11 protein-coding genes and 1 pseudogene are annotated in these 12,080 nt (G+C 52.7%); 1 reads left to right on the top strand and 11 read right to left on the bottom strand.

Annotation, left to right across the window (positions count from 1 at the left end; all coding sequences use genetic code 11):
• The 8 genes and pseudogenes from ACML7B_RS02375 to ACML7B_RS02340 all read right to left on the bottom strand — a co-directional run.
• Positions 1–129 (bottom strand): annotated as a pseudogene (locus ACML7B_RS02375) (translation initiation factor IF-3); the annotation flags it as partial.
• A gap of 236 nt (positions 130–365) precedes the next feature.
• A complete protein-coding gene (locus ACML7B_RS02370; RefSeq protein WP_418539194.1) occupies positions 366–1,034 on the bottom strand; it encodes a B3/4 domain-containing protein in 669 nt (222 codons plus the stop codon).
• A gap of 13 nt (positions 1,035–1,047) precedes the next feature.
• The gene (locus ACML7B_RS02365) at positions 1,048–1,911 is read right to left on the bottom strand and encodes a DegV family protein (protein WP_106790442.1); all 864 of its coding nucleotides are present in this window, start codon (positions 1,909–1,911) and stop codon (positions 1,048–1,050) included.
• A complete protein-coding gene (locus ACML7B_RS02360; protein ID WP_418539193.1) occupies positions 1,908–3,308 on the bottom strand; it encodes an MATE family efflux transporter in 1,401 nt (466 codons plus the stop codon). The genes ACML7B_RS02365 and ACML7B_RS02360 overlap by 4 nt, the downstream gene beginning before the upstream one ends.
• A gap of 58 nt (positions 3,309–3,366) precedes the next feature.
• On the bottom strand, positions 3,367–4,728 hold the full coding sequence (locus tag ACML7B_RS02355; protein ID WP_418539191.1) for a spore germination protein: 1,362 nt from the start codon (positions 4,726–4,728) through the stop codon (positions 3,367–3,369).
• A gap of 156 nt (positions 4,729–4,884) precedes the next feature.
• Positions 4,885–5,403, bottom strand: coding sequence for a deoxyuridine 5'-triphosphate nucleotidohydrolase (locus ACML7B_RS02350; protein ID WP_418539190.1), 519 nt, complete (start codon positions 5,401–5,403; stop codon positions 4,885–4,887).
• Positions 5,404–5,625: 222 nt separating this feature from the next.
• Positions 5,626–7,038, bottom strand: a complete 1,413-nt coding sequence (locus tag ACML7B_RS02345; protein ID WP_418539189.1) for an alanine/glycine:cation symporter family protein — start codon at positions 7,036–7,038, stop codon at positions 5,626–5,628.
• A 218-nt stretch (positions 7,039–7,256) separates the two neighbouring features.
• Positions 7,257–8,165: a tyrosine-type recombinase/integrase gene (locus ACML7B_RS02340; protein ID WP_418539188.1), complete on the bottom strand. Its 909-nt coding sequence runs from the start codon at positions 8,163–8,165 to the stop codon at positions 7,257–7,259.
• Positions 8,166–8,353: 188 nt separating this feature from the next.
• Between ACML7B_RS02340 and metA the strand changes: the two genes are divergently transcribed.
• The gene (gene metA, locus ACML7B_RS02335; protein WP_418539186.1) at positions 8,354–9,274 is read left to right on the top strand and encodes a homoserine O-acetyltransferase MetA; all 921 of its coding nucleotides are present in this window, start codon (positions 8,354–8,356) and stop codon (positions 9,272–9,274) included.
• A 36-nt stretch (positions 9,275–9,310) separates the two neighbouring features.
• Here metA and ACML7B_RS02330 read toward each other — a convergent pair whose 3' ends face one another.
• The 3 genes from ACML7B_RS02330 to ACML7B_RS02320 form a co-directional block, all read right to left on the bottom strand.
• Positions 9,311–9,622: a DUF1540 domain-containing protein gene (locus ACML7B_RS02330; RefSeq protein ID WP_106790436.1), complete on the bottom strand. Its 312-nt coding sequence runs from the start codon at positions 9,620–9,622 to the stop codon at positions 9,311–9,313.
• A gap of 72 nt (positions 9,623–9,694) precedes the next feature.
• Entirely contained in the window at positions 9,695–11,620 is a 1,926-nt protein-coding gene (gene thrS, locus ACML7B_RS02325) for a threonine--tRNA ligase (RefSeq protein WP_346708273.1), read from the bottom strand.
• 27 nt (positions 11,621–11,647) lie between these two features.
• A partial coding sequence (locus tag ACML7B_RS02320; RefSeq protein ID WP_418539185.1) for an acyl-CoA thioesterase occupies positions 11,648–12,080 on the bottom strand: 433 nt, incomplete at its 5' end.

Raw genomic sequence — 12,080 nt, 5'->3', positions numbered from 1 at the left:
GATCTTGACCAGATCCAGTTCTGCTTCTGTTGCCAGTTTCTGTGCTTCCCGGGCCGACATGATGCCCAGCTGCTGTCCGTCGCTTCCAATGACCCGTACTTCCTTATCCCGGATCTGTTCGTTAATCATTAAATCGCTAATTTCCCTGCACCCCCATTGCATAAAATAAAAAAGTGGACAGTTTCGAGACTATCCACTCTGTTACATCCAAAAACCCCGGGCATATCCATACCCTGTCTTTTTGTACGATATCAAACCAATAGTCACCCGATCGTGCTATGGTGAGAGTGGACACTCTACTTTCTTTTCGCTTTGCGCAACTAATAATTTATCACAGTCTTCCCTGTCTGTCAACCATTTTTTGATCATTCCACGATCCAGCTCTGGATCCCGGAGGTTTTCGCATACTGTTCCAGATATCTCCTGCCGGATTCCAGGGCTTTCTCCAGATCCTGGTTGTCAGAGAAGGAGTAGATCAGCGTCAGGACCTCTTGTGCCTCCTCCGTGATCATGGCCCGCTCCGAGTCGCTGGTGGAGCTGCCGATGGCGCCCTGCTCATCTGCCAGCACCGGAAGAGCGTCGATCTTGATCTCTTCCTTGCCGATCCCCTTGTAGGTCTCTCCTGCCTCTCCGATCCGGAAGACAAGATCCTCTCCCATCCTGGCGGCGTCATAAGAGCCAACGGAGAATCCGGACTCAATGGAGATCAGGTTGTTCACATCCACCACCGTGTTCACCTCATAGAGTCTCTTCCCCTGGCCGATCCGCCGGATCAGCGCCTCCGAGGACACCCGGTAACGGCTGGGATCCTTCCCGAACGCCTTATAAGCCGCCCGGGACTCTTTGATATTAGGGATCTCATTGACCCCATAATCGAAGATGGCGTCTTTTGCCTTCTTATAGATCTCTTTCTTAAGGTAAGCCCACAGTTCCGGGTTCTTCCTCTCTACCTGTACCTGGTACTGAAGACAGCCCACCCGCACTGCCGGCCACAGCTCCTTCATGCGGCTGTCGATCACAAGATTCTTTCTCATGGCTTCTCCCGTCCTATCGCTTGTTACCCAGGCAGAACACTGCCACAACTCCCGGGCCGGTATGGCTTCCGATCACGGTTCCGATATTGTTGATCAGGATGTTATCGATGCCCATCTTCTGGCGCACCAGACCTGCCACATACTCTGCGTCCTCAAGGCAGTCTCCGTGGGTGATCATGATAATGTCGTTATCCCAGCCTTTTGACTGCTCCACCGCCATATCCACGATCTTGTTAAGGGATTTCTTCCTTCCACGCTCTTTCCCGATCACCTGCAGATGCCCGGTGTCGTCCATGTGGATGATGGGCTTGATCTGCACCATGGTGCCCAAGATGGCGGTGGTCTTGGAGATCCGGCCGCCTCTCTGCAGATGGTTGAGATCGTCCACCGTCACGTCATGACAGATGTGGAGCTTATTCTCCTCCGCCCACTGGGCCACTTCCTCGATGGTCTTTCCTTCGTCCCTCAGCTTCACTGCGTAGTAGAGGAGAAGAGCCTCTCCCAGGCAGGCGCACAGGGTGTCGATCACGATCACCTTCCGGTCCGGATAGTCCTCCTTCAGTTCCTCTCCTGCGATCATCATACTGTTGCAGGTGCCGGACAGTCCGGAAGAAAATCCCAGATGGAGCACGTCTTTGCCCTCCTTCAGGAAAGGCTCCAGAGCAGCTCTGGCCTCCTCAGGATTTACCTGGGAAGTCACTGCCATCTTCCCCTCCCTGAGCTTCTGGAAAAACTCCTTGGCGGACAGGCCGTTCATATCTTCATAAGTCTCTCCATCTATTGTATACTTTAACGGCACTACCGGTACATTTCTCTCTTCCAGCCATTCTTTTGGAACGTCTACTGTGCTGTTCACGGTGATCACAAAATCGCTCATTGTTCCTCCTCCTTTTTCACTTTTTCTGCACTCATCATACCACTTTCCCCCATATTACGCAAAATTTTTTTCACGGTAACGGCAAAGACTATGCTGGTGGTCAGAACCGAGGTGATATCCGCCATTGGCTCCGCCAGATAGATGCCGTCCACTCCCAGGAAAACCGGCAGGATGATAGCCAGGGGCACCAGAAGGATCACCTTTCTTAGAAGGGCGATAAACACCGATACCCTGGCCTGTCCCAGCGCCACAAAGGTAGACTGGCAGGCGGACTGGATCCCGAAGATGGTCATTCCCAGGAAATACACCGGCATATACCGGCAGGTCATCTCGATCAGCTCCGGCTTGGGGGTGAAGATCCGGGCGTAAACTCCGGGCGCCAGCACCGCGATCCCGGCGAAAATAAGCGTTCCCACAAGGCAGACAGCGATCAGGCGGACCATGGTCCCCTTCACCCGTTCCTTATTTCCCGCTCCGTAGTTATAGCTGGTGATAGGCTGGACGCCCTGGGTCAGTCCCTGGATGGGGATGACGATCACCTGCATAATACTGGTCATAATGGACATGGTGCCCACGTACAGGTCGCCGCCATATTTCTGCAGGCCGTAGTTCAGGGTCACGCTGACCAGGCTCTCCGTACTCTGCATGATAAATGGAGAGATCCCAAGGCCGGCGATCTTCTTCACCACCGGGCCATGGAATTTCAGATAACGCTTCCGCAGCCGGATCACACTCTTCTGCGAAGTGAGAAACCGGAGGACCCAGGCCGCGCTTACCGCCTGAGACAGAATGGTGGCCAGGGCCGCCCCCTTCACTCCCATGCCAAACAGGAAAATAAAGATAGGATCCAACACAATATTGATCACCGCTCCGATCAGCACCGACAGCATAGCCGTCAGGGCGCTTCCCTGTCCGCTGATGAAGGTGTTTAAGCCTACGGACAACTGGACAAAGATGGTTCCCAGAAGATAGATGGCAATATAGTCTTCCCCGTACCCGATGGTGGCGTCGCTGGCGCCGAAGGCATAGAGCACCGGCGTCTTGAAGATGGAAAACCCGATGGTCAGGATGATGGAGAACAGGATCATCATGGCCGCCGAATTGCCCAGGATCTGCTCTGCCTTCTCATGGTTCCGTCTCCCAAGCTCAATGGAGGCAAGGGGCGCTCCGCCCATTCCCGCGAAGGCGCTGAAGGCGGAGATCAGGGTGATGATGGGGAAGGTGACACCTACTCCCGTGAGGGCCAGATCCCCGTACCCCGCTATGTGCCCGATGTAGATCCTATCTACGATATTGTAAAGTACATTAATGAACTGGGCCGTCACCGCCGGTACTGCCATGGAAACCATCAGTTTCCCCAGCGGCTGACTGCCCAGTTTCTCCTCAGATGTCTGCATAAGTCTGTCATTTCCTTTTCTCTTAAGTTTCTTTTCCTATTATAGCACCCGACTTCCTCTAATTCAATCGCACATCCAGATAACTTCTTCCGGAGAGGGTCCGGTTAAAGCAGATGCTCATAACCACGTTCCCGCAGCCGGCGGCAAAGCCCACCCAGTTAAAGAGGGCCGTCAGCACCAGCAGCTGGAGCCGCATGAATTTCAGCGCATACCCCAGTTCAAAATTGGGCTGGGTATAGTTTGCCACCGCTACAAAAGCCATGTAGAGCATGACTTCCGAGTTGAACCAGCCAGATTTTACCGAGAACTCCCCCATCACCAGGCCGGCGATCACACTTAAGGGCGTGCTCAGCATGCTGGGCGTATTCAGCGCCGCCAGACGCAGGCCGTCGATGGCGATCTCCAGCATAAGAAGCTGGAAGATCAAAGGGATGTTCACCGTATCCTTCACCGCCACAAAGGCGAAGATCTCCGGCAGCCAGTTAAGATTCTGCATAAAAAGAAGGAATACCGGCGTCAGGAAGATGGTGAGGAAATTGATCAGCGCCCGGGCTGCCTTCAGGTATACCCGGGTCAGGGTGGGGAAATAATAATCGTTGGCCTCCTCGATCATATCGTAGATGGAAGTGGGCAGGATCAGAGCCGAGGGGGAATTGTCCACCAGAATGGCCACCTTTCCCTCCAACAGGCAGGCCGCCGCCGTATCCGGCCGCTCTGTGAACTTGAATTTGGGAAATGGATTATACCACTTGCGCCGGAACAGGCATTCCGCCAGGCTCTGCTGGTTCATCCTTAAGTCCCCGGTCTTAATGGAGCCGATCTGTTCTTCCACCCGCTTAAGGAGCGCCTGGTCCACCCGGTCCTTCATATAGCACACAGCCACATCTGTACGGGAGCTGTCCCCCACCTCTTTCATCTCCATCACCAGTTCCGGATCCCGGATCCGCCGCCGCAGCATGGCAGTGTTGAACACCACCGTCTCCACAAACCCGTCCCGGGAGCCCCTGAGAGACTTGTCCTTGTCCGGCTCCTCTACGCTCCGCATGGGATAAGTCCTGCAGTCAATGGCGATACAGGCCTCATAACCGTCGATGAAGAGACAGGTCACTCCCGACAGCAGGTTCTTCAGCACCTGATCGAAATCTCCCAGCACATCCACCTCCACATAGGGAACGCACAGCCGGGAGAACTGTGTGGCGTCCGCCGGCATCTCCTCTTCCTTCACCTTCAGGAGGGAATCCATGATCTTAAGCATGACTTCGTCCTTCATAAAGCCGTCAATAAAATAAAAGGAGGCCATCCGCCCTCCGATCTGGATATCCCTCTGGATCAGGTCGAAACTCTCCCGGATGGGAAGCACCTGATTCAGATAGTCTGTATTCGCCTCCCGCGAGGCTGTCACCTGTTTTCTCTCAGACATGATCCTTCCTCCGTCCTCATCACATATTTCTGGAATTATCATGCCCGTCCGGTTCTCAGAATATACAACCGGGGACGGGGTATTCTTGAAAATACCCCGTCCCCGGTCTGGAACAGCGCCTACCCCACTGTCCCTCACTCGGCCTTTCTTTGGGCCTTATCTATCTGTAGTACTCCCCAGTCCGCCGTTTCGGACTGTTGATACCTCGTCGTCCACTGTGATCCCGTATTCCACGAAGATACCCTGCATGAATCCGGTCCCCGCCTCGATCTCCACCGTCTTCCCTTCATTGGTGTCATTGGTGATCTTGGCGAAAATATGGCCTTCATTGTCAGAATAGAAATAATCGCTGTCAATGATCCCTACCGTATTATTTAACTGCAGCCGGTACTTAAATCCAAGCCCGCTCCTGGGATAGCACTTCAGCACCCAGTTCTCCTGCATCTCCACCCGGATCCCTGTGGGAACTTTCACCGTCCTGCCCGGCGCGATGGAAAGAGACAGCGGCGCGAAGAAATCATATCCGGCGGAACCTCGGGTAGCCCGCACCGGCAGCTTGATGGCTTCATAGATATCACGGATCTCCCTCTCCTCCACCGGTCCGAAACAGTCAATAAATCCTTCCTGGAACTTATCAAAACTCACCTTGTGAAACTGTGCGATCCTCTTGGCCATCCTTTTTCCTGCCTTTCCCTTCTCTCACCATATGTGGTAGACGTTCATCTCTTTGATTACTATATTCTGTAGTTCCTGTCTATATTATCACCAGACAGAGCCGCCGTCAATGCCTCCGAAGTAAAAAACAGTCCCGTTCCGGTATTTCTACCAGAACGGAACTGTTTCTGTCCGGTTTCATCCGGACAAAGTACATGTTCAAAAGTGCACGCACCAATTTTACTAATTTACGCTTCCTGCTTTGGTCTTGATAACCGGGATCGGAGTCTCATCCTTCTTATCCAGATCGTTGATGTACTCTTTCGTCTCTTTCACGATCACGTTAGACAGAAGCAGTACTGCGATCAGGTTGGGGATCGCCATGAACGCGTTCAGCGTATCCGCGATCAGCCATACCAGGTCAAGAGCTACTACCGGAGCGATCGCCGCAACTGCAACATAGAGGAGACGATATCCGATCAGGATGCCCTTGCCAAATCTTCCTGCGAAGTATTCCACGCACCGCTCACCGTAGTAAGCCCATCCAAGGATGGTAGAGTAAGCGAAAGTGATGATACCAAGAGTCAGGATCAATGGACCAAGAACCGGGATCTGACCAAATGCCAGAGAAGTCAGGACGCCGCCGTCAGATACTTCATCTGCATTGATGTTGGGGTTCTTCATAATTGTGGTTACCAGTACAAGACCAGTCATCAGACAAACAACAACGGTATCCCAGAAGGTTCCTGTGGAGGATACCAGCGCCTGACGAACCGGGTTTCTGGTCTGAGCCGCTGCAGCCGCGATGGGAGCAGAACCCATACCAGACTCATTGGAGAAAAGTCCTCTGGCAATACCAAACCGCATCGCCATCAGGATTCCGGTACCAACCAGACCGCCGGCAGCTGCGCCAGGTGTGAAGGCCAGTCTGCAGATAGTAGCGATAGCAGGGATGATAAAGTCATAGTTCATGCCAAGGATGATCAGACATCCAAGTACATAGAAGATTGCCATGAAGGGAACCAGTTTCTCACATACATTAGCGATGGATTTGATTCCACCGAAGATAACGAATGCGGTAAGTAATGCGATCACAATTCCAACCGGAAGAGGCGGAATGTTGAAGTTCTCATTGGCAACTGTGGCGATGGCGTTAACCTGGGTCGCACAGCCGATACCAAAGGAAGCGACACCGGCCAGGATCGCGAACAGCATTCCAAGCCATTTCATATGTAAGCCTCTCTCCAGCGCGTAGAACGCGCCGCCCTGCATACGTCCGTCTTCTGTCTTTACACGATACTTAACAGCGATCAGCGCCTCGGAATATTTGGTAGCGATTCCGAATACACCGCTGAGCCAGATCCACAGAACCGCTCCGGGACCACCCATGGCGATGGCTGTACCAACACCGATGATGTTACCGGTACCGATGGTAGCCGCCAGCGCGGTGGTAAGAGCGCCAAACTGGGATACTTCACCTTCTGCTTCCGGGTCTTTCGTCACGGAAAGCCTGATACCTTTTCCGATGGAATGTCTCTGGATGAATCCGGTCCGGAACGTCATGAAGATATGTGTTCCAAGGAGCAGGATGATCATCGGCCACCCCCATACAACGCCGTTTACTGTGGTAACGAATGAATTAATAGCGTCAAACATAAATGCAATTCCCCCTTTGCTCTTTTCTTTTTTTCGTTTCCCTTCCTTTTCACATGTACTTTTTACTTTCGTCCATTGTACCTTAAAATTTTCTTAATAGCAAGATTTTTCATTTAATTCCCTCATTTTTGTGAATTTTTACCATCTCCAAAGATTGTTAAATATACATCTATCTTTGTTTTGTGAATTTTCTGACGCTTTGCGCGTTCTTAACATACTTACAAACCGGCAGCCGGAGGCTCTGCCCGCAGCTTCACCAGCTTCTCCGCCTCCAGCTGGAGCTGCTCCCGGTACCCTGCATTCCGGTAACGGCGGATCTGGACCCCCGTCACTCCAAGCCGGCTGGCAGTTTGCTCTTCGTCCGCCCCGTAAGCAAAAAGATTAAACCCGCAGGTGTTCCGGATGCTCTGGGCGCTGTAGGATGGGATACCCGCTTTCTTCTCATATTTCTTCAGAAGCCGGCTGATCCCCATCAGGTTCATCTGGTTCCCCCGGCTGCTGCAGAACAAGAAGGGCTGCCCCGGACAAGTCTCCAGATACTTTCTTAACACGGCGAACACATCCTCCGGGATCAGGCACTGCTCCTTCCTCCCTCTCACCGCCGCGTACACGCCGTTGTCATACACCGTCAGGTCTCCGGGCCGAAGCCAGATGATCTCTGTGGAAGTAAGCCCTGCCCGGTACAAAAGCAGGATGATCCCATAGGCCATAAGATCCTCCTGGGCGGCGGCAAGAAGCCGGTCCACGTGGCCGGCCGGCACAGATCTTGCATAAGGCTCCTGCTTCTCCATCCGCTTCAGATAAGGCTGATAGTAATCCTGATATCCCTTCCCCAGCCGGTACCGCTCCCGGTTCTCACAGGCAAATTCCGCAAAGGAATGCAGCTCCCTGAACTTCTTGGCCACTGTGGCGCCGCTTAAGATCCCCTGTTCCACCTTATGTTCCATCCAGCGGAAATATGTCTCCACTTCCGCCTCCCGCACCTTCCAGAAATCCCGCTTAAAATACTCCATCACCTCCCGGATGTCCGACTCATAGGAGGCCGCTGTAAAAGGACTCCTGAAATGAGCCGAAAAATCCGGCCAGATCTTTTCTTTTGTAAGTTTTGACGCATACACACTTTGCATGATCTACTCTCCCCGCTTGTCTGTACCGCGCGAAAGCGCGCCCCTCAGAAAATGTTATTCGTATATTCATACTATAACATTTTAATTTTTATCTGTAAAGTCAAAGTATTCCCCCTTATGGTTGACTCTCTTTCCTGAAACAGTTATAATGATTTTATCTGTGAACCTGCAAAGGAGGAAGGTATCGCATGCCAATTCGAGTACAAAATGATCTTCCGGTAAAGGAAATCCTGGAAAAGGAGAATATTTTTGTCATGGACGAACATCGTGCCCTGCATCAGGACATCCGCCCCATCAAGATCGGCCTTTTGAACCTGATGCCGCTGAAGGAGGATACAGAGCTCCAGCTTCTGCGCTCTCTCTCCAACACACCGCTCCAGGTAGACGTTGTATTTGTCACCGTCTCCAGTCATCAGTCCAAGAATACGCCTACCAGCCATTTGAATAAATTTTATCAGAAGTTCTGTGAGATCAAGCATGAAAATTTCGATGGCTTTATCATCACCGGGGCTCCGGTGGAACAAATGCCTTTTGAAGAGGTGGATTACTGGGAAGAATTAAAAGAGATCATGGAATGGAGCAAGACCCATGTCACCTCCACCCTTCACCTGTGCTGGGGCGCCCAGGCAGGCATCTACTATCACTACGACATCGACAAGGCCCCTCTTGACCACAAGGTATTCGGCATCTTCTGGCATCGGGTCATGAACCGCAAGATCCCGCTGGTACGGGGATTTGACGACGTATTCCTGGCTCCCCACTCCCGCCATACTGAGACGCCCCTGGAGGCTGTCCGCAAGGACCCAAGACTTACCATCCTGGCGGAATCCGAGGAAGCCGGACTGTTCCTGGCTATGGCGGAAAACGGGCGGCAGATCTTCGTCATGGGCCATCCGGAATATGACCGGATCACTCTGGACACGGAGTACAAACGGGACCTGTCCAAGGGTCTGGACATTCAGATGCCCGTCAACTACTACCCGGGGGACAATCCCGAGAACAAGCCGCTCCTTACCTGGAGGGCCACTTCCAACAATCTCTATACCAACTGGCTGAATTACTATGTTTATCAGGTGACGCCATACGATATGATCGGCACGCCATTTTAAAAGGGACAGGGTTTTCACCCTGTCCCTTTTTTCTTCCTAACAGCGGAATGTGGCGCATTCTGTCTGCTCGCAGCAGCAGGCGTTTCCGCCCTCCACGCTGATCTTTCCTGCGTGACAGACGCAGTCCTCATTGTACATACATTCCCTTGCCTTACAGTCGATGCCGCAGTTGGCGGAAGCTTCTTTCATCTGATTGGAGTAAGAGCCCTCTCTTCGCTCCTCGAAGCTGTCGCAGCAGGTCTCTGCCGCCCGCTTCGCGCTGTCTCCTCCCACGGTGATCTTGTCCAGGTTACAGTAGTAATTCTGGTTGTGGGCACAGGTCTGTACGGTACATTTTAATTCTGGCATACTATCCCTCCTTTGCTGGCCAATGCCTGTATCAAAGATAGTATGCCCTGCTTCCTGCAGATCTATCCGGCTTTATTCCTCAACTTCTACTTCCCGGATGGTCTTGTCGGCGATCTCTTTCTGAATGTCCTCAATGAAGGCCGCCAGATCTTTCTGTCCTTCATCTCCTGCAAACCGGCTTCTTACAGAAACCTTGCCGGTTTCCTCTTCTTTCCCGCCTACAACCAGCATATAAGGGATCTTGTTCACCTGAGCCTCCCGGATCTTATAACCGATCTTCTCTGCCCGGGTGTCGATCTCGGAGCGGATGCCTGCCGCCTCCAGAGCCTCATATACCTTCTGCGCATAATCCATATGCTTGTCGGAGATGGGAAGCACCTTTACCTGCACCGGCGCAAGCCAGGTTGGGAAGGCTCCTGCGAAATGCTCGATCAGGATGCCGATAAATCGCTCGATGGAACCAAAGGCAACCCGGTGGATCATGATCGGACGATGTTTCTCTCCGTCTGCTCCTGTGTACTCCAGGTCAAACCGCTGAGGCATCTGCATATCCAGCTGGATAGTCCCGCACTGCCAGGTTCTTCCGATGGAGTCCTCCAGATGGAAGTCGATCTTCGGGCCGTAGAAAGCGCCGTCACCTTCATTGACGATATAGTCAAGTCCCATGTCGTCCAGCGCGCCGCGAAGACCTTCTGTCGCCATCTCCCAGTCCTCGTCGCTTCCCATGCTGTCCTCCGGACGGGTGGACAGTTCTACATGATATTTAAATCCAAACAGGCTGTAGACTTCATCGATCAGCTGGGCCACACCCTTGATCTCATCCCGGATCTGCTCCGGCGTCATGAAGATATGGGCGTCATCCTGGGTGAAGCAGCGGACACGCATAAGCCCGTGGAGCTGACCGGATTTCTCATGCCGGTGTACCAGTCCCAGCTCTCCCATCCGGATCGGCAGATCCTTGTAGGAGCGGGGCTCTGACTTGTATACCAGCATGCCGCCCGGGCAGTTCATGGGTTTTACCGCATAGTCTTCCTCATCGATGACTGTGGTATACATGTTGTTTTTATAGTGATCCCAGTGTCCGGAGTTCTCCCACAGGTGACGGCTTAAGATAATGGGTGTGGACACCTCTACATAGCCTTTCTCCCGGTGGAGCTTTCTCCAGTAATCCAGAAGGGTGTTCTTCAGTTCCATTCCCTTTGGCAGGAAGAAGGGGAAGCCCGGTCCCTCGTCGCTCATCATAAAAAGTCCCAGCTCTCTTCCCAGTTTCCTGTGATCCCGCTTTCTTGCCTCCTCCATCATGTGCAGGTAGTCGTCCAGCTCGCTCTTCTTGGGATAAGCCACGCCGTAGATCCGGGTGAGCATCTTGTTCTTCTCATCCCCTCTCCAGTAGGCGCCTGCAAGGCTGGTAAGCTTAAATGCCTTCACCGCCTTCGTGGACATAAGATGAGGACCTGCGCACAGATCTGTGAATTCTCCCTGGCTGTAGAAACTGATCTCAGCTCCTTCCGGAAGATCTTCCACCAGCTCTACCTTATAAGGTTCCTCTTTCTCCTTAAAATATGCCACCGCCTCGTCTCTGGATCTGGTAAAGCGCTCCAGCTTCAGATCCTCTTTGACGATCTTCTTCATCTCCGCCTCGATCTTCTCCAGATCCTCTGTGGTAAATGGAGTCTCCCGGTCCAGATCATAGTAGAATCCATTGGCGATGGAAGGACCGATGGCAAGCTTGGTCTCCGGATAGAGCCGCTTTACCGCCTGGGCCATGATGTGGGACGCAGTGTGGTTGAAGGCCCCTTTTCCTTCCTCAGAATCAAAGGTCAGGATCTCCAGCTCGCAGTCCTTATCCAGCACGGTGCGCAGGTCTTTCACCTCTCCGTCCACCTTGGCGCAGGTAGCCGCTCTGGCCAGGCCTTCGCTTAAATCCCTGGCCACATCGATGACTGCCATGCTCTGGCCATACTCTTTTACCGATCCGTCTTTCAGTGTGATTTTCATGTTCTCTCTTTCCTTTCTTTATATGTTTTAAGATTCTTTCTCCTGGGTTTCCAGTTCGCCGGCAAACAGCCTGTGGATCTCCGGACAGGCCTGCTTCAGGGACAGAGGCCTTCCGTCCCGGTTGATAAAACAATGCCTGGACATCCCCCGGCAGTGGACCATCCCTGTCTTATCATCAATCACTTCATAAGCCACAGTCAGCTTGATACCGTTATAGGACTGGATGTGGGTCTCGATGGTAACGGTATCCCCAAAGTGCACCATCCGCAGGTAATCTGCCTCCACGGAGAGCACCGGGCTTAAGATCCCCCGCTCCTCCATCTCTTCATATCCGAATCCGATCTGGTCCATCAGGTCGGTCCTTGCCTCCTCAAACCAGCGGATATAGTTGGAATGATGGACGATCCCCATCTGGTCTGTCTCATAATACTGTACTTTGTGCCTGCAGGTTCTTCTGCTC

Source organism: Massilistercora timonensis (genome assembly GCF_048354975.1).
In the GTDB taxonomy this organism is placed as follows: Bacteria; Bacillota; Clostridia; order Lachnospirales; family Lachnospiraceae; genus Massilistercora; species Massilistercora timonensis.
Note: the sequence above shows the minus strand (reverse complement) of the source record. Positions and strands in the feature narration are given on the sequence as shown.